The following is a 17,415-nucleotide window of genomic DNA, read 5'->3' on the forward strand; positions in this document are numbered from 1 at the left end:
AACGCCACCTCGGAGCGGTTCAGAGCGCCAGCCTCGGCCAGGAAGCCGTGTCGCGCAACAACTGCCGGTCGTGCGTGGCCACCACCACCGCGGCCGGGGTCGCGTGCAGGGCCTCGGTCAGCTCGTCGACCAGCGTCGCGGACAGGTGGTTCGTCGGCTCGTCCAGCAGCAGTACCTGCGGGCGCGCCGCCAGGACCAGCGCCAGATCCAGCCGCCGCCGGGCTCCGGTCGACAGTTCGGCGATCGGGCGGTGCCGGTCGTATCCGCTGAGCAAGCCGGAATCAGCCGCGCCCGGGAAGCGTTGCTCGAGCAACTCGGCAGGCGTGCGCCGGGCCGGGAGGTCGGATTCCTGGCCCAGCCAGCCGATCCGCACCGACCGGGCGCGCGTGATCGTGCCCGACGTCGGTTCCAGTCTCCCGGCCAGAACCGCCAGCAGCGTCGACTTTCCCGCCCCGTTCCGCCCGGTGACGACGAGCCGGTCCGCGCCGCCGAGGGTCAGGTCGACCGGCTGGTCCAGCCGTCCGGCGACGGCCACCCTGGCCGCTCGAACCGCGACTGTTCCTTGGTGCTGCGGCAATTCCGGCAGGACGAACCGCGCTGGCGGTGGCGGAACGGCCACGACGTGCGCGTTCAACTCCTCTTGCCGCCGGTGCACCGCGCGGACCAAACCCGGCGCGCGAGTTGCGCGCGTGTGCCTGCCGTGGCCCTTTTCCGGACGCCAGTTGTCCCGCAATCGGTTCTGCGCGGCGGAAAGGTCGTCCGCGAGCCGCTGTCGTTCGGCTAGTTGCTCGGCGTGCAGTGCCTCCCATCGAGCCCGTTCGGACTGCCGGGCCTCGACGTACGCCGCATAGCCACCGCCGTAGCCGCGCGGACGGCCGTCGCTCGATGGGTCGAGGTCCAGGAAGGACGTGGCGACGTCGGCGAGCAACGCCCGGTCGTGGCTCACCAGCACGACCACACCCGGGTACGCACGCAGCCGGTCGGTGAGGTGCGCGAGACCGGACGCGTCGAGGTGGTTGGCCGGCTCGTCCAGCAGCAGCACGGAATGCCCCGCGCCGAGCAGACACGCCAGCCGGACCCGATGCCGCTGCCCGACCGACAACGTGCCGAGCGGACGGCTCCGCTCGTCGACCGCGTTCAGCGCGGCCAGCGAAACCTCGACCCGCCGATCCGCGTCCCACGCGTCGAGCGCTTCGGCGTCCGAAAGGGCTTGGGCAAACACTTCCTCGGCACCGGGCTGTCCTTCGGCGAGCGCGGTCGTCGCGGTTTCCAAGCAGGCCAGTGCATTGCGTACGGCCGCCAGTTCGAGATCGATCAGATCGCCGACAGTTTCCTGGTCTCCCAACGGAATCTGCTGGTCGGCAACGCCGATCGTGCCCGCCCGGCGAACCTCGCCGTGATCGACCGGCTGAGTGCCAGCCAGTACGCGCAACAGGGTGGTCTTGCCCCGGCCGTTCTCGCCGACAACGGCGACCCGGTCGCCGGCCGCGGCGACCAGATCGACCCCAGCGAGCACGGGACGGCCGCCGAAGGCGACGTGGACGTCGGACAGCCGGATATGCGCCGTGCGCACGAGCGCAGGCGAAAGCGGAGAGGTCATGAGGGAATTGCCTCCGGAGAAACGTGATCAGCGACAAGGACGAGGGCCGGTGCCGCGAACGCGCGCGGTACCGGTGGAGGCGGTGAACCCTCAGAGGTAGAACTGGTGCTGTATCACGATCGCCAGGGTAAAGATCGTCCGAGCGGCGCGCATCCGAATTAACGGTGCACAGCGCGCACTGCCAGCACGACCGGCAGCGGAGTCCCGGACTCGGCGAAGCGGTCGAGAGTCAGCCCGGCGTCGCGGAATCCGGGTCGCCGCGGTCGGCGAACCCGCCGCAAAAGCACGGATGGACGCCGACGTGCACGAAAACTCCGCCAGGCCTTAGCACTCTCGACACTTCGCGCAGCATGGCGAATACGCGGACATGTCGGTGTGCGCCAGAACTGCGACGACCGCGGCGACGCTGTGGTCCCGAACCGGCAGCCGCGCGCGGGCGTGTCGCAGCATCCCGCTCGACAGGTCGACGCCAAGCGGGGTCCAGCCCAGCTCTCGCACCAAGGCAGCGTGCGCGCCGGTGCCGCAGCCGATCTCCAGGCATACGCCGCTCCGTGCACTACCGAACCGCTGTCAGCCGCCACCGATTACGCGTTGGGCGTAGAAACCTTGCGGGCACAGAGGATCGTGTCGTGCAGTTCCCCGCCGTGGACCTTCCGCGTCCGGTTCTCCGCGACAGCGATCACCCACTGCGCAGGGTCCAGCCCGACGTCCTCGACAGTGATCGTCGACTCCGGCGGATGCAGTTCCCCGTGATGGTGCCCGACGACCAGCAACGTCCCGCCCGGCGCGACCCACTCCGCCAGCCGCTCGAACAGCGGCCCGGCGGCGTGCACGTAATGAGTGGCGACCAGGTCGAACTGCCCGTCCGGAGTCCACTCCAGCAGGTCAGCACACACCCACTCGACCGCGCTCGACCGTTCGCGCGCGTGCCGCAGCACTTCCTCCGACAGGTCGACCGCCGTCACCTGCCAGCCGTGTTCGGCGAGCCAGCGCGCCTCGTTTCCTTCCCCGCAGCCCGCGTCCAGCGCGCGGCCGGGCGGGAGTTTCCCCGCCTCCTCGACCAGCTGCGGATGCGGTGCGAGCCGCGCGTGCCCGGCGGCGCCGGCCCAGTGCTCGTCCCAATAGGACTGATCGAATGCGTGCGGCACAACGGTTCCTTCCCTCGTTCCCGTTCCAGCTTGCAAACCCTCCGGCAAGACTGGCAAGGGAACTTGCCAATCTGTCAAACTCGGGGAATGGACGACGACCGAGCCCTGGACGCAGTCGGCCCCCGGCTGCGCGAGCTGCGCCGGAAACGGGAGATCACGCTGGCCGAACTGTCCGCGCGGACCGGCATCGCGGCCAGCACCCTGTCCCGGCTCGAGTCCGGCAACCGGCGGCCGACCCTGGAACAGCTGCTGCCGCTGGCCCGCGCGCACGGCGTGACCCTCGACGAACTGGTCGACGCCCCGCAAACCGGCGACCCGCGCATCCATCTCCGCCCGATCAGCTGCGCGGACGGCGTGACGATCCTGCCGTTGACGCGCCGTCCGGGCGGGATCCAGGCGTACAAATTCATCCTGCCCGGACAACGGAAGAAACAGGAACCCGATCCCAAAACGCACGAGGGCTACGAGTGGACTTATGTCCTCAATGGACAGCTACGGCTGGTGCTCGGCGAGCACGACCTGACGCTTTCCCCCGGCGAGGCGGCGGAATTCGACACCCGGGTCCCGCACTGGTTCGGCGCGGCGTCAGCGGAACCGGTCGAGTACCTGTGCCTGATCGGACGGCAGGGGCAGCGCGCGCACGTGCGGGCCGCGCCTAAGGCCTGACGGTCGCGGGCAGCCCGAAGGCTGGGAAATGCTCGGCTCCGAGGAAGGACGTGAGGTCGCAGATCCGGTCCTCGCGCAAGGTCAGCACGGTGATCGACCACGCCTCGTGCGGGGCAGTCGCCGAACCGCCGAGGTAGAACGCCACCGCGGGCTGGGCGTTCGCACTGGTCAGCCGGAAGCGCCAGCTGGGGCAGCGCGTGATCGGGACCTGGACGGCGAACTCTGTCACGGCGGCGCGGCCGCGGTACCACTGCGGCAGCGGCGGCATCGACCAGGTGACGTCCTCGGTCAGCAGGTTCACCAGGCCGTCCACGTCGCCGTCGGCCAATGCGGTCGCGAAACCGGTCACCAGCTCCTGGAGCCGGGCGTCGCCGAGCGTGCGCAGGGTTTGCTGTTGAGTCCGGGCGGGGACGTGCGCCGAGATGGTCCGGCGGGCGCGCGCCAGTGCGGAGTTCACCGAGGTCACGGACGTTTCCATGATCGTGGCGATCTCGGCGGCGGAGAACCCGAGGACGTCGAACAGCAGCAGCGCCGCCCGCTGATTGCCCGGCAGGTGGCGGCACGCGGCGACGAAAGCCAGCTCGACCGCCTCGCGTTGTTCGTAACTGGCCGCGGGGAAGTCGGGGCAGGGACCCAGCCAGGCCACGTCGGTGCGCGGGGCCTCGAACGCGACCTGTTCGCTCGACGGGCCCAGGTCGACTGGCAGCGCGCGGCGACCACGCTGCTCGATGAGATCCAGACAGGTGCGCGTGGCCACCGTGTACAGCCAGGTGCGCAGCGCACTGCGGCCCTCGAACCCGGGCAGCCCGCGCCACGCTCGCAGCAGCGCCTCTTGCACGGCGTCGTCGGCGTCGTGGATCGAGCCGAGCATCCGGTAACAGTGCGCACGCAGTTCCGCACGCAACGGGGCCACCGCTCGGGTGAACGCGGATTCCGAAGAAAATTCCCCCACGACCGACGATTCTGCCGCATCCGGCCGGTCTCACCCGGCATCGACTATCGAGCACCGACTACCGAGGAGACCTGGAATGACCTGGCCGCAGATCCACACCGAACGCGCCGCGCTGGCCGATGACCTGTCCGACGCCGCGTGGAGCACGCCCTCGCTGTGCGCGGGGCTCTCCGTCCGGGAGGTGCTGGCCCACCTCACCGCGGGCGCGTCGCTCACGCCGGTGCGCTGGATGGCGGGCGTCCTCCGCTGCCGGTTCGACTTCGACCGGCAGGTCGCGATGCGGCTGGCCGAGCACCTCGGCGACAGCCCGGCCGACACGCTGGCCCGCTTCCGCCGCGTCATCACCAGCACCACCAAACCGCCGCTGCCGGTCGTGGCGATGCTCGGCGAGACCGTCGTGCACGGGGAGGACATCCGCCGTCCGCTCGGCATCCGCCGCGACTATCCGATCGACACGCTCACCGCGGTGGCGCGCTACTACCTCGGCTCCGACCTCGTGGTGCTCGCCAAGGGGCGGGTCCAAGGCCTCCGCCTCGAGGCGACCGACAGTGACTTTTCCGGCGGCTCGGGACCCCTCGTGTCCGGCCCGACGCTCGCGCTGATCATGGCGATGACCGGCCGTTCCCGGTTCCTCGGCGACCTGGACGGCGACGGCGTCGAGGTGCTGCGGCAGCGCTGACGGGCTTGCGTCCCGCCGCCAAGAGTTCTATAACAGTGGAGACAGTTATAGAACTCTAAGGAGATGCCCATGCGCACCCCGACCCAGGAAGGACGCTTCGGGGAGTACGGCGGGCGCTGGGTGCCGGAATCCCTGGCGCCCGCCTGCCTCGAAGTTGCCGACGCGTTCGAGAAGGCCTGGGTCGACCCGGGCTTCCGCGAGCAGCTCCAGATGATGCTCGCCCGGCACGTCGGCAGGCCAACGCCGCTGACGCCCGCCGAGCGGCTGTCCGCGGAACTCGGCGTGCACGTCGTGCTCAAGCGGGAGGACCTCACGCACACCGGATCGCACAAGATCAACAACGCGGTCGGCCAGGCGCTGCTCGCGAAGCGGATGGGCAAACGGCGGCTGATCGCCGAGACCGGGGCCGGGATGCACGGCGTCGCGACGGCCACCGCGGGCGCGCTGTTCGACCTGCCGGTCACGGTGTTCATGGGCGAACAGGACGTCGAACGCCAGTCGCACAACGTGTTCCGCATGCGCTATCTCGGCGCGGAGGTCGTCCCGGTGCGCACCGGCAGCCGCACGCTCAAGGACGCGACCAGCGAGGCGATGCGGCACTGGGTCAGCTCGACCGAGGAGGCGCACTACTGCCTCGGCTCGGTCGTCGGGCCGCATCCGTATCCGTGGCTGGTGCGCGAATTCCAGCGCGTGATCGGCGACGAAGCCCGCGAGCAGCATGCGACCGTGCCGGATTTCGTCGTCGCGTGCGTCGGCGGCGGATCCAACGCGGCGGGCACTTTCGCCGGATTCACCGACACCAGCGCGCGGCTGGTCGGGGTGGAGGCGATCGGCGGATCGGGCGCGACGTTCGGCCAGGCCGGGGTGCTGCACGGCTCGCGGTCGCTGTTCCTGCAGGACGACCACGGGCAGATCCTCGAAGCCCATTCGATCGCGGCCGGGCTGGACTACCCCGCGTCGGACCCGAACACGCGCACCTGCGCGACCTCGGCCGGGCTCGGTACGTCGCGGTGAACGACGAAGCAGCGGTCGCCGCGGCCGCGCAATTGGCGCGTACCGAGGGAATCATCCCGGCCCTCGAATCCGCGCACGCGCTCGCCTGGGTGGCCGAAGCCGCCGGCACACCGGATCTTCCGGCTGGGTCGACGGTTCTGCTCACCCTGTCCGGCCGCGGCGACAAGGACATCGCCACGCTGATCGCCCGCTCCGAGGAGACCCGCGCATGAAGACCGACCGGAAAATCCTGATGCCGTATCTCACCGGCGGGGTAACTCCACAGTGGACGGACTACCTCCCGGCGCTGATCGAAGCCGGTGCGGACGCGATCGAAGTCGGCATCCCGTTCTCCGATCCGACTTTGGACGGCGCGACCATCCAGGAAGCGTCCAACGTCGCCCTCGCCAATGGAACGACTCCGCGAAGTGTCCTCAATGCCCTTTCGGAGACCACAGTGGACGTTCCCATCATCGTGAGCACGTACGCCAACTTGGCTGTCCGCAAGGGTTTCTGCGCCGAGCTGAAGGAAGCCGGAGTCGACGGTCTGATCGTTCCGGACCTGCCGCTGGAGGAAGTGCCCGCGATCGAGGAGGGCATCGACCTGGCGCTGCTGGTCTCCCCCGCGACCCCAGCCGACCGCGCCCACGAGATTGCCGCGCGGAGCCGAGGTTTCGTCTACGCCGTCTCGTCGATGAGCACCACCGGCGAACGCGACCACTTGCCCGCTTCCGCGATCGACCTGGCCACCCGGCTGAAGAACGCGACCGACCTGCCGGTCCTGGTCGGTTTCGGCATTTCGCAACCCGCGCACGCCGCCGAGGCCGCGAGCGTGGCCGACGGCGTGATCGTGGGCGCGGCGATCATGCGCCGGGTGCTCGACGGCGCCGGTCCGGCCGAGGTCGGCGAGTACGTCGCGACCCTGCGAGCCGCGCTGGACTAGAATCCGCTGGTCCCCGCAGAACTGGACCAGAACGGACGCGCATGGCCCGATACCGAGCGATCGCTGCGGATCTCGCCGCGAAGATCCGCGCCGGGGAGTACGCCCCCGGCGAGGCCTTGCCTCCGCAGCGGGAGCTCAGCGCGTCCTACGGCGTCACCCTCATGACGCTCCGGCAGGCGCTGCGCGAACTCAGCGACGAAGCCCTGATCGTGCAACAACCCGGCCGCGGCACCTTCGTGGCGCCGACCCCGGCCTCGTACCAGCCTGGCTCGCTGCGCAGCTTCACCGAGGATCTGCGCGATCAGGGTTACGTCGTGCGCACCGAGGTCGTCAGCCAGTCGGTGCGGCGGCTGCCCACTCGCGTCGCCGCCCGTCTGCAGGCCCGCGCCACGGATTCCGGCCTGCGGCTGGAACGAGTACGCGAGTTCGGCGGCCGCCGCGCGATCCACCAGGTGTCGTGGATCGCGCCGCCGCACGGAGAACGCTTGCGGGACAAGGATTTCACCACCGTGTCGCTCTACACCGCACTGTCCGAATTGGACATCATCGTGGACCGGGCCGCCGAGACCATCCGCCCGGACGCCCTCGACGACAAGCTCGCCCGGCTTCTCGACGAACCGGTCACCACCCCGGTGCTGGTCAGCGAGCGCACCACGAGCACCCCGGACGGCACCATCGTCGTCATCGACCGCGCGACCATCCTCGGCAGCATGATGCACATCAGCACCGAACGCGCCGCCGACCGGCTGTCACTGCGCTGGGGAGCCGGAAGCTGAATCCCGGTGTCCGTGCGCCAAAACGGCTAGGTGCAACGAAAGCCGAGTGTCCGGATTGGACAGATCAACCCCCAGCACCCGCTCGATCGTCGCCAACCGCGAATACGCCGCCGGACGGCTGAGATTCACCGCCTTCGCGAATTCCGTCATCGAATACCCCGCCTCGACAAACGCCCGCAACGTCGCGAACGCCCGGCTGGCCCGGGGCTCCGGCAGCGTCAGCAACGGCCGCAACTGCGCCTCGGTGAACTCGTGCAGCCGCGGATGCTCCCGCAACCACCACAACAACCCGCGCACCCCCAAGTCACCGGCCCGCCGAAGTCCAGGCGCACCAGGCGATTCGACGTCCGCGACATGCACCGCCTCCTGCAGCGCCGCGGGTAGCTCGCCCAGCCGGCGCACCGGCCCGGCCGCCCCGAACGCCGCGGCCAGCCCCTCCGGAACCCCGGCGACCACCCGCTCCAGCAACGCCTTCTCCGCCGCCGCCGAAGCGCACGGGAAGACCGCGGCGACCCGGCCTTCCGCCAGCACACCCCCGATTCCGTCGCTGGTCAGCACCGCGTCCAGCAGCGCCCGCTCCTGCCCGGCCCGAGCCGGACGGCACACCAGCACCGCGTAGTACGCCGCCGAGGCCAGCCCCAACGCCCGGGCTCGCGCTCGGACCGAACCCTCGTCCGCGCCGTGCAACAGATCCCGCAGCAAGTCGCCCTGTGCTTCGATTTCCACCGACAGCGGCGAGCGTTCCAGCAACTTCCCGACGGTCAGCGCCTCCGCCGCGCGTTCGAGCACGAGCCAAGCTGAGGGTTGCTCCGCCGAACGCGCAGGCACCACCAGCCGGCCCCAGCGTTCGCGCGGCGGCCCGACCGGCGTGCACATCCAGCCCTCCGGACCGCCGACCTCGGTCGCCGCGGAAAACGGCACCCGCCGGGACCGGGCCGGCCAGTCGCGAAGCAGCGATTCCGCCGAGCCGGCGCCGGCGAACGCGAGTGCCCGGTGCGTCCGGTCCTCCAGCACGACCGGCAGCCCGATCAAGTCCGCCGCGTGCGCGAGGACCGCGTCCGGTGCCTGCGAAGCCGAACCCACCGTGCTGAACGCCTCGTGCGCACGCTCGGCCAGCCGCAGCCGCTCGTAGTGCGCGTTGACGATCCGCGCGTGCACGATCTCGGTCACCTCGATGAAGCGGACCGTGCTGCGCAGCTCCACCAGCGGAAACCGCGCGGCGCGCGCGGCCTGCACCAGCGCGTCGGGCAACGATTTCAGATGCGGCCCCGGCTCCACGACCAGCCCGATCGCCCCGGCGTCCCGCAGCGACCGCACGTACGCGACCGCGTCGAAGCCCGGCTCGGTGAAGGCCCGCCCGATCGACAGCACCAGCACGTCGCTGGTCAGCGTCCCGGCGACGTCGCTCAGCTCGCTGACGTGCACCGACCGCACCGGCACGTCGACCGCGTCCGCCGCCGAGCGCACGACCGGGGATCCGGCGGCCATCACCGGCAGTTCGAGGACGTCTCGCAGGGTCAGGTGCACGACGTCAGGATAACCCGACGAAATGTAAAGCACGGCCCTGGCAAACCGACGGTTCGTCGGTTACCCGCGACCCGTCCGGGAGGGACCCTCAGAGGGCGAATACCAGGAAGAAAGGTGGCTCGATGAGCGATTCCGTGCCGACGCTGTCCCAGTGGATCGCCGGCGGCGAGGCAGCAGGCTCGCCGGACGGCTACGGGGACGTCACGAACCCGGCGACCGGGAAGGTCACCGCGCGCGTGCCGCTCGGCTCGGCCGCGGACGCGGAGGCCGCGATCGCCGCCGCGAAGGCCGCGTTCCCCGCCTGGCGCAAGACCTCCCTGGCGAAGCGCAGCCGGGTCCTGTTCCGGTTCCGCGAACTGCTCGACGCGCGCTCGGAAGAACTCGCCAAGATCATCACCGCCGAGCACGGCAAGGTGCTGTCCGACGCGGCGGGCGAGGTCGCGCGCGGCCTGGAGGTCGTCGAGTTCGCCTGCGGCATCCCGCAACTGCTCAAGGGCGCGGCGACGGCGAACGCGTCGACCGACATCGACGTCACCTCGCTGCGCGAACCGCTCGGCCCGGTCGCGATCATCTCGCCGTTCAACTTCCCCGCCATGGTCCCGATGTGGTTCTTCCCCATCGCGATCGCGGCCGGGAACACCGTCGTGCTGAAGCCGTCGGAGAAGGTGCCGACCGCCGCGAACTGGCTCGCCGAACTGTGGCGCGAAGCCGGTCTGCCCGAAGGCGTGTTCAACGTGTTGCACGGCAACAAAACCGCCGTCGACGCACTGCTGCACAGCCCGGACATCGAGGCGGTGTCGTTCGTCGGATCGACGCCGATCGCGAAGTACGTCTACGAAACCGGCACCGCGAACGGCAAGCGCGTCCAGGCGCTCGGCGGCGCGAAGAACCACCTGGTGGTGCTGCCCGACGCCGACCTCGACCTGGTCGCCGACCAGGCGGTCAGCGCCGGTTTCGGGTCCGCGGGCGAACGCTGCATGGCGGTTTCAGTGGTGGTCGCGGTGGGCGACGTCGCCGACGCGCTGGTGCCGCGGATCGCCGACCGCGCGAAGACGCTGGTCACCGGCGACGGCACCCGCGGCTGCGACATGGGCCCGCTGGTCACCGCCGCGGCGAAGGACCGGGTGTCCGGCTACATCGCCGCCGGTGCCGAAGCCGGCGCGACGCTGGTGCTGGACGGCCGGGAAGGCGAGTTCGACGCGGACGGCGAGGGATTCTTCGTCGGCCCGACGGTGTTCGACCACGTCCGCCCGGACATGCCGATCTACACCGACGAGATCTTCGGCCCGGTGCTCTCGGTGGTGCGCGTGGAGACGTTCGCGGACGCGATCGAGCTGATCAACGCCGGTCCGTACGGCAACGGCGCGGCGATCTTCACCAACGACGGCGGCGCGGCCCGCCGGTTCTCCGCCGACGTCGAGGCGGGCATGGTCGGCGTGAACGTGCCGGTGCCGGTCCCGGTGGCCTACCACTCGTTCGGCGGCCGGAAGAACTCGCTGTTCGGCGACACCCACGCACACGGCGGCGAGGGCGTGCACTTCTTCACCCGCGCCAAGGTCGTCACCACCCGCTGGCCGGGCCCCGAGCAAGGCGGGCTCGACCTCGGCTTCCCGCAGAACGTCTGAGAGGGGCTCTACAATGGACACTCAGTCGGCAGCAGCCCGGCACCTGTGGATGCACTTCTCCCGCATGGGAAATTACCCGGAGACCCCGGTCCCGGTGATCACCCGCGGCGAGGGCGTGCACGTGTGGGACGACCGCGGCCGCAAGATTCTCGACGGACTGGCCGGGCTTTTCGTCGTGCAGGCCGGACACGGCCGCCGCGAACTCGTGGAAGTCGCCGCACAGCAGGCGAACGAGCTGGCGTACTTCCCGATTTGGGGCTATGCCACGAAACCCGCGGCGGAACTGGCCGAACGTCTCGCGCATCTCGCGCCCGGCGACCTCAACCGCGTCTTCTTCACCACCGGCGGCGGCGAAGCGGTCGAATCCGCGTGGAAGGTCGCGAAGCAGTACTTCAAGCTGACCGGGAAACCCGGCAAGCACAAGGTGATCAGCCGCGCGGTGGCCTACCACGGCACGCCGCACGGCGCGCTCGCGATCACCGGGCTGCCCGCGATGAAGAAGGACTTCGAACCGCTCGCGCCGGGCGGTTTCCGCGTGCCGAACACGAACCTGTACCGGCATCCGGAGTTCGCCGACGACCTCGAAGCGTTCGGCCGCTGGGCCGCGGACCGGATCGAGGAGGCGATCCTGTTCGAGGGCGCGGACACGGTCGCCGCGGTTGTGCTCGAACCGGTGCAGAACTCCGGCGGCTGCCTCACGCCGCCGCCCGGATACTTCGCACGGGTGCGGGAAATCTGCGACCGGCACGACGTCCTGCTGGTCGCCGACGAGGTGATCTGCGCGTTCGGCAGGCACGGCACGACGTTCGCCAGCGAGAAGTTCGGCCTCCAGCCGGACCTGCTGACCTGCGCGAAGGGGCTCAGCTCCGGGTACAGCCCGATCGCCGCGCTGATCGCGTCGGACCGGGTGATGGAGCCGTTCCTCGGCCCGAAGGTCGGCTTCCCGCACGGGTACACCTTCGGCGGGCACCCGGTGTCGGCGGCGGTCGCGCTCGCGAACCTCGACCTGATGGAGCGCGAGGGCCTCAACCAGCGCGTACTGGACAACCAGGACGCGTTCCGCTCGACCCTGGACAAGCTGCTGGACCTGCCGATCGTCGGCGACGTCCGCGGCGACGGCTACTTCTGGGCCGTCGAACTGGTCAAGGACAAGGCGACCCGCGAGACGTTCGACGCCGACGAGCGGGAACGCCTCGTCCGCGGTTTCCTGCCGGGCGCGCTGTTCGACCGCGGCCTCTACTGCCGTCCGGACGACCGGGGCGACGTCGTCGTCCAGTTCGCGCCGCCGCTGATCGCGGGGCGGGCGGAGTTCGACGAAATCGAACAGATCCTGCGGGACACGCTGCTCGAAGCGCAGAAACTCGTCTGAGCCACCTGGCGAGGGAGGGGGCCGGGACCGGCTGGTCCCGGCCTTCTTCCGGGCCGTCGCTTATCATGGGCGGCACGGAATCCTGACCGCGAGGCGGCGCGCATGCCCGAGCACGATCCCGGCCTCGACCGGCGGCTGGCCGACGCCATCGAGCGGCTCGGGAACGGCCTGCGCGCGCTTTCCCAGCGCAGTGCCCGCACGCAAGGTCTTTCGCCGCTGCAGCAACACGCGGTGCTGTCTCTGGCGAGACACCCCGCGCCGCGACGCGAGGTGAACGCACTGGCCGCGGAATTCGACGTCACCACCCCGACGATGTCCGACGCCGTCAGCGCCTTGGAACGCAAAGGACTTCTCACCCGCTCCCCGGGTTCGGACGGACGCCGCCGCCTGCTCACCCTGACCGAGCGCGGCTTCCAGGTCTCCGCCGAGCTGTCGGCGTGGGACGCGCAACTGGTTGGCTCGCTGGCCGCGCTGCCGGAGCCGGACCGGGCCACGACGCTGCACACCCTGTTGCGGGTAATCGCCGACCTGCAGCGCGGCGGGGCGATCAGCGTCGCCCGGGTGTGCACGACGTGCCGCTTCTTCGGGCCCGACGAGCACCCCGATCCGAAGGCCCCGCACCACTGCCATTTGATGCGGAAACCGCTGGCGCTGACCGAATTGCGCACCGACTGCCCGGAACACGAGCAAGCGACGGCGTGAGCAACGCGGCCAGATCGCATTTCGCCGGTCAATCCGAAGTCATTTCCGAATATCCGCACCAAAACGGCGTGCCGCGGAGGATTTCCGGCTATTCCTCGCTGTCGCGCACGACCAGCGCGATCTGCACCCGGTTCACCACGCCGAGCTTCGCGAACAGGTTGCTCGTGTGCGCTTTCACCGTCGCGACGCTGATGTGCAGGCGCTCGGCCACCTCGGCGTTCGACAGCCCTTCCGCGATCGCCCGCGCGGTGTCGCGCTCGCGTTCGGTCAGCGCGGCCAGCCGCGCCCGCGCCGCTTCCCGCGCGGCACGCCGGGTCTCCGACGACCGCGGCCCCATCGCCGCGGTGATCAACCGGCTCGTGGCGGCCGGGGACAGCGCGGGGTTCCCGTCGGCGACCGCGCGCACCGCGGCCAGGATGTCCGGCGGCGGGGTGTCCTTGAGGACGAACCCGAGCGCGCCGGCCCGCAGCGCGCCGAGCACCATCTCGTCGGAGTCGAACGTGGTCAGCACCAGGATCCGCGGCGGGTCCGGCCAGCTCAGGATCGCCTCGGTCGCGCTGATCCCGTCGCGGCCGGGCATCCGCACGTCCATCAGCACGACGTCCGGCCGGAGCCGGCGTACCTCGGCGATCGCGGCGTCGCCGTCCGCGGCCTCGCCGGCGACCTCCAGGTCGGCTTCGCCGTCGAGCATGAGCCGCAACGACATCCGCACCAGCTGATCGTCGTCGACGAGCACGACCCGCACCCGGTCCACTCACTCGCTCCCTTCGCCGCGGGCGGGCCACGGCAGCCACGCGGTCAGCACGAACCCGCCGTCCGGGTCCGCGTGATGGTCCAGTTCGCCACCGGCCAGCTCGACCCGCTCGGAAAGCCCCAGCAACCCGAACCCGGCCGACGGCGGCGGCGGGACGCTCCTCGTCGCACCGGAATCCCGCACCGTCACGCGCAGCCCTTCGCCCTCGCCACCCGCAACAGTGACACACACTTCCGCTCCCGGTGCGTGTTTCCCGGCATTGGTCAGTCCTTCTTGGACGATCCGGTACACCGTGCGCGCAAGCAGATCCGGCGGGTCCCCGACCGACGCCGGGGTATAACCGACCTTCAGCCCGAGCGCCCGAGCGTCCGCGACCAGCGCGGGCAGATCCGCCAGCGACGGCTGCGGCGGCTCGAGCCCGCCCGGACTGGCCCGCAGCACGCCGAGCACCTCGCGCAGCTCCTCCAGCGCCTGATGCGCACCGTCCGCGATCCCCCTGGCCAGCAACGACACCTGCTCCGGCGGCAGATCAGCGCGATGCCCGAGCACCCCGGCCTGCATCGCGACCAGCGACACCCGGTGCGCGAGGACGTCGTGCATCTCCCGCGCGATCCGATGCCGCTCGACGATCCGCGCCTCGGCCGCCCGCGCGACCTGCTCGCGTTCCGCGCTCTCCGCGCGTTCCCGCAGCGACTGCAGTTCCTCGCGCCGCGCCCCGATCGCCGCCCCGACCGCGACGACGATGCCGGTGATCAGCACGATCAGCGAAATGGACCACCACCACGGGTCGGGGTTGGAGCCGCTCGGGTAGAGGTTGTCGGTGACGGCCCCGGTCGCGATGCACGCCAACGCGATGAACGTGGTCTCGAGCGGCCGGCGCCGGGTGGCCAGCGACCCGAGCACGAGCAGCGCGGCTCCCCCGGCGGACGTCGACACCGCCGAGACGATCACCACCCCGGTCGCGATCGAAAGCGGATACTTCCGCCGCCACAGCGACGCGACCAGGCAGCCGAGCCCGACGATCGGGTCGCCGAAGAAAAGCCACCCGAGGCGAGGGTCGGTGGACCCCTCCGGCAGGTGGGAGACGACCGCGAGCCAGGCGAGCCCGCCGAGCAGCGCGGCGAGGACCAGCCGCCACCCCTGCTGCCACGGCTTGAGCTTGACCTGAGAAACGATCACCAGCCCATCTTCGCCGATCCGCCCCCGTCGTGCAGCCGCCCTCGGCACACCCCGCCTCCTAGACCAAAGTCGTAACCCCCGACTTTTGGTCGGTCCCGATTCGCTCCGCAGGTCCGATGCGCGCTCGTGCCGCGGCCGACACACTGAAAACACCACGACTCAAGGAGCGCACATGAGCAAGGGCGGCTACTCCGCAGTGCAGATCGTCGGCATGGTGATCACCGTCGTCTCCGCACAGGCCGCGATCCGCAGTTTCTTCGACCACGAAGCACGCCAATTGTGGGGCGCGTTCAGCTGGGTCCCCGGCGGCTGGGGCGGACAATTAGCCGCATTGGTGGTTCTGGTCCTCCTCGGAATGGCGATCACCAGCTGGGCGCACGACCGAGCCAAGACGAAGAGCTGAGTCGGCGTTCAGTGCACGTCGGGCCCGAGCGCCGCATACGTGTCCGGACGCCTCCGCCGCAAATACCCGGCCATCGCCAGCCCCGCGACAATCAGAATCGGCAGCAACCACGGCAACAACCCGATCCACGCCGCGTCAGACCCGGCCATCGTCGGAAAATTCAGCACCGCCAGCACAATCACCCCGACCAGCCCCGCTCCGCCGAGCCCTGGCGCGACAAACGTGCTCCACCAATGCGGATCCCGCCGACGCCGGAAGAACACCACCACCGCGATCGACGCCATCGCCTGCAACACGAGGATCGCCAACGTCCCGAACCCAGTCATCGACGACGTCAGGAACGCCACCGGATCGAGCCCCAGCACTGCGAAAACCGCCGCCACGAGCGTCGCGAACCCGATCTGAGCCGCACTGGCGTTACGCGGCGTCCCAGAAACCGTACGCCCCAACACCTTCGGCAGCACCCCGTCCCGGGCAAGCGCGTAAACGTACCGGCTGGCAGAGTTGTGCAACGCCAGCAACGCGGCGAACAGACTGACCACAAGCAACAACTGCATGACGTCGGTCAGCACGGTGCCCAACACATCCTGCGACGTGGCAAGAAGCAAATCGCCCGCCGCAAGATGGTCCTGCGCCACGGATTTCGCGTTCCCGACCCCGATCGCACTCACCAACGCGAGCGACGTGATCGCCGCGAAAACCCCAATCGCAATCACCGCGATATAAGTAGCGCGCGGCACCGACTTATTCGGGTCGCGCGCTTCCTCGCTGAACAACGCAGTCGCCTCGAACCCGATAAAACAGGTGGCAGCAAACAACAACCCAAGCCCAATCGACCCGGACGTCACCACGCCAGGCGACAACGCACTGAGCGAATACCCGGACTTCACGAGCACCGCCACGTCGAACACGACGAGGATGCTGACCTCAAGAATCAGCGACACCGCAAGCACCTTCGCCGAAACATCGACCCCACGACGACTCAGCAAAAACACCGCGACGACGGACAGCCCCGCCCAAAACTCCCACGGCAAGTCCAAATGAAACACTCGGTTGACCACCCCGCCCGTCAACGCCCCCGAGGTCCCCACCGCCCCCGCGACGAAACAGTTGTACCCAGCCAACGCAACAAACGCCCCAGAAAGCCCAGCCGGACGCCCAAGCGCCGCGGTAAGGTATGCGTAGAAGCCGCCCGCGTTGGACACATACCGGCTCATCCGCGCGTACCCGACCCCGAACAACAGCAACACAATCCCCGCGATCAGGAACGACGCAGGCATCCCGCCCCCATTGCCGAGCGCGATCCCGAGCCCCGCGATCACCACCATCCCAGTCAACGGCGCCACCGCGGCGAGCACGAGGAACGCAATCCCGCCAGTCCCGAGAGCATCAGCCCGAAGCCGCCCCCCAGCAGCCTCTCCGGTTGTCTGCTGCTGTGCCATCCAGGCCTCCCGATCCACTCCAAGCGCCCCTTTGCCCCGCGCCCTGCCCAGTGTGGCTGGCCGGATGCTGATGGCCCTTGTCGTCGCAGGCAGAAGTCTTGGCAATCCGCGCACCCCCGCCTCCCCGCTCCCCGCTCGAGGTTCGTGCGCACAGCCACCCCACGCCGCCACCATGCACCCAACGCCACATTGGTTGCGTCAGACGCACCGAACGCCACATTGGTTGCGTCAGACGCACCCAACGCCACATTGGGTGCATCCCACGCACCCAACGCCACATTGGGTGCATCCCACGCACCCAACGCCACATTGGGTGCATCCCACGCACCCAACGCCACATTGGGTGCATCCCACGCACCCAACGCCACATTGGGTGCATCCCACGCACCCAACGCCACATTGGGTGCATCCCACGCACCCAACGCCACATTGGGTGCATCCCACGCACCCAACGCCACATTGGGTGCATCCCACGCACCCAACGCCACATTGGGTGCATCCCACGCACCCAACGCCACATTGGGGCGCTCCCCGGCCGCCGCCCCACTCAAAGCAACCACGCACCCAAGCCGCGCAAAAACCGCAGCCAGTGCACTCAAACAGCGGGGCACCCACCCCTCCCCCAACCCCGATACGAAGCCGCCCTGCGGTTCGGGG

16 protein-coding genes and 1 pseudogene are annotated in these 17,415 nt (G+C 69.9%); 9 read left to right on the plus strand and 8 right to left on the minus strand.

Annotated features, from left to right (window positions below; genetic code table 11):
- Nucleotides 1-19: 19 nt before the first annotated feature.
- The 3 genes from SSMG_RS31285 to SSMG_RS31290 all read right to left on the minus strand — a co-directional run bounded on the left by SSMG_RS31285 (nt 20) and on the right by SSMG_RS31290 (nt 2,748).
- On the minus strand, nt 20-1,573 hold the full coding sequence (locus SSMG_RS31285) for an ABC-F family ATP-binding cassette domain-containing protein (RefSeq protein WP_286156986.1): 1,554 nt from the start codon (nt 1,571-1,573) through the stop codon (nt 20-22).
- 351 nt (nt 1,574-1,924) lie between these two features.
- Nucleotides 1,925-2,137, minus strand: coding sequence for a class I SAM-dependent methyltransferase (locus tag SSMG_RS47810; protein WP_353611807.1), 213 nt, complete (start codon nt 2,135-2,137; stop codon nt 1,925-1,927).
- A 47-nt stretch (nt 2,138-2,184) separates the two neighbouring features.
- Nucleotides 2,185-2,748 (minus strand): trans-aconitate 2-methyltransferase, encoded by a 564-nt coding sequence (locus tag SSMG_RS31290; protein WP_037715444.1) that lies wholly within the window; start codon nt 2,746-2,748, stop codon nt 2,185-2,187.
- Nucleotides 2,749-2,835: 87 nt separating this feature from the next.
- Here SSMG_RS31290 and SSMG_RS31295 point away from each other — a divergent pair, with 87 nt between their 5' ends.
- A complete protein-coding gene (locus SSMG_RS31295) occupies nt 2,836-3,414 on the plus strand; it encodes a helix-turn-helix domain-containing protein (RefSeq protein ID WP_037715446.1) in 579 nt (192 codons plus the stop codon).
- Here SSMG_RS31295 and SSMG_RS31300 read toward each other — a convergent pair.
- Nucleotides 3,404-4,366: a sigma-70 family RNA polymerase sigma factor gene (locus SSMG_RS31300; protein WP_009082722.1), complete on the minus strand. Its 963-nt coding sequence runs from the start codon at nt 4,364-4,366 to the stop codon at nt 3,404-3,406. The two genes, SSMG_RS31295 and SSMG_RS31300, sit on opposite strands and share 11 nt — an antisense overlap.
- A 76-nt stretch (nt 4,367-4,442) precedes the next feature.
- Between SSMG_RS31300 and SSMG_RS31305 the strand changes: the two genes are divergently transcribed.
- The 4 genes and pseudogenes from SSMG_RS31305 (at nt 4,443) to SSMG_RS31320 (ending at nt 7,757) form a co-directional block, all read left to right on the plus strand.
- Nucleotides 4,443-5,045 (plus strand): maleylpyruvate isomerase family mycothiol-dependent enzyme, encoded by a 603-nt coding sequence (locus tag SSMG_RS31305; protein WP_009082723.1) that lies wholly within the window; start codon nt 4,443-4,445, stop codon nt 5,043-5,045.
- A gap of 69 nt (nt 5,046-5,114) precedes the next feature.
- A pseudogene (trpB, locus tag SSMG_RS31310) lies at nt 5,115-6,271 on the plus strand (tryptophan synthase subunit beta).
- A complete protein-coding gene (gene trpA / locus SSMG_RS31315; RefSeq protein WP_037715448.1) occupies nt 6,268-6,981 on the plus strand; it encodes a tryptophan synthase subunit alpha in 714 nt (237 codons plus the stop codon). Before trpB ends, trpA begins: the two are co-directional and overlap by 4 nt.
- A 41-nt stretch (nt 6,982-7,022) precedes the next feature.
- Complete coding sequence (locus SSMG_RS31320) at nt 7,023-7,757, plus strand: GntR family transcriptional regulator (RefSeq protein ID WP_009082726.1); 735 nt, start codon at nt 7,023-7,025, stop codon at nt 7,755-7,757.
- Here SSMG_RS31320 and SSMG_RS31325 read toward each other — a convergent pair.
- Entirely contained in the window at nt 7,731-9,284 is a 1,554-nt protein-coding gene (locus SSMG_RS31325) for a PucR family transcriptional regulator ligand-binding domain-containing protein (protein ID WP_037718302.1), read from the minus strand. The two genes, SSMG_RS31320 and SSMG_RS31325, sit on opposite strands and share 27 nt — an antisense overlap.
- A gap of 122 nt (nt 9,285-9,406) precedes the next feature.
- Here SSMG_RS31325 and SSMG_RS31330 point away from each other — a divergent pair, with 122 nt between their 5' ends.
- The 3 genes from SSMG_RS31330 (at nt 9,407) to SSMG_RS31340 (ending at nt 12,980) form a co-directional block, all read left to right on the plus strand.
- Nucleotides 9,407-10,909 carry a CoA-acylating methylmalonate-semialdehyde dehydrogenase gene (locus SSMG_RS31330; protein WP_009082728.1) on the plus strand — a complete coding sequence of 501 codons (1,503 nt, stop codon included), beginning with the start codon at nt 9,407-9,409 and terminating at the stop codon, nt 10,907-10,909.
- Between the two features lie 13 nt (nt 10,910-10,922).
- The gene (locus tag SSMG_RS31335; protein WP_009082729.1) at nt 10,923-12,278 is read left to right on the plus strand and encodes an aspartate aminotransferase family protein; all 1,356 of its coding nucleotides are present in this window, start codon (nt 10,923-10,925) and stop codon (nt 12,276-12,278) included.
- Nucleotides 12,279-12,380: 102 nt separating this feature from the next.
- Nucleotides 12,381-12,980, plus strand: coding sequence for a MarR family winged helix-turn-helix transcriptional regulator (locus tag SSMG_RS31340; RefSeq protein WP_037715451.1), 600 nt, complete (start codon nt 12,381-12,383; stop codon nt 12,978-12,980).
- Between the two features lie 88 nt (nt 12,981-13,068).
- On the opposite strand, the gene SSMG_RS44470 is transcribed toward SSMG_RS31340, so the two are convergent.
- Nucleotides 13,069-13,734, minus strand: a complete 666-nt coding sequence (locus tag SSMG_RS44470; protein WP_009082731.1) for a response regulator transcription factor — start codon at nt 13,732-13,734, stop codon at nt 13,069-13,071.
- Nucleotides 13,735-14,913, minus strand: coding sequence for a sensor histidine kinase (locus tag SSMG_RS44475; protein ID WP_234392775.1), 1,179 nt, complete (start codon nt 14,911-14,913; stop codon nt 13,735-13,737).
- A 172-nt stretch (nt 14,914-15,085) separates the two neighbouring features.
- On the opposite strand from SSMG_RS44475, the gene SSMG_RS31355 reads away from it, so the two are divergent.
- Nucleotides 15,086-15,316: a hypothetical protein gene (locus tag SSMG_RS31355; protein WP_009082733.1), complete on the plus strand. Its 231-nt coding sequence runs from the start codon at nt 15,086-15,088 to the stop codon at nt 15,314-15,316.
- Nucleotides 15,317-15,324: 8 nt separating this feature from the next.
- On the opposite strand, the gene SSMG_RS31360 is transcribed toward SSMG_RS31355, so the two are convergent.
- Nucleotides 15,325-16,758, minus strand: a complete 1,434-nt coding sequence (locus SSMG_RS31360; protein ID WP_009082735.1) for an APC family permease — start codon at nt 16,756-16,758, stop codon at nt 15,325-15,327.
- Between the last annotated feature and the right edge of the window lie 657 nt (nt 16,759-17,415).

The sequence above is a fragment of the Streptomyces sp. AA4 genome, from assembly GCF_000158875.1.
Lineage (GTDB): Bacteria > Actinomycetota > Actinomycetes > Mycobacteriales > Pseudonocardiaceae > Amycolatopsis.

Bases quoted from the DNA above. Each gene is read 5' to 3' on its own strand.
- SSMG_RS31295 (WP_037715446.1), top strand. From the start codon at position 2,836: ATGGACGACGACCGAGCCCTGGACGCAGTCGGCCCCCGGCTGCGCGAG.
- SSMG_RS31305 (WP_009082723.1), top strand. From the start codon at position 4,443: ATGACCTGGCCGCAGATCCACACCGAACGCGCCGCGCTGGCCGATGAC.
- trpA (WP_037715448.1), top strand. From the start codon at position 6,268: ATGAAGACCGACCGGAAAATCCTGATGCCGTATCTCACCGGCGGGGTA.
- SSMG_RS31320 (WP_009082726.1), top strand. From the start codon at position 7,023: ATGGCCCGATACCGAGCGATCGCTGCGGATCTCGCCGCGAAGATCCGC.
- SSMG_RS31330 (WP_009082728.1), top strand. From the start codon at position 9,407: ATGAGCGATTCCGTGCCGACGCTGTCCCAGTGGATCGCCGGCGGCGAG.
- SSMG_RS31335 (WP_009082729.1), top strand. From the start codon at position 10,923: ATGGACACTCAGTCGGCAGCAGCCCGGCACCTGTGGATGCACTTCTCC.
- SSMG_RS31340 (WP_037715451.1), top strand. From the start codon at position 12,381: ATGCCCGAGCACGATCCCGGCCTCGACCGGCGGCTGGCCGACGCCATC.
- SSMG_RS31355 (WP_009082733.1), top strand. From the start codon at position 15,086: ATGAGCAAGGGCGGCTACTCCGCAGTGCAGATCGTCGGCATGGTGATC.
- SSMG_RS31360 (WP_009082735.1), bottom strand. From the start codon at position 16,758: ATGGCACAGCAGCAGACAACCGGAGAGGCTGCTGGGGGGCGGCTTCGG.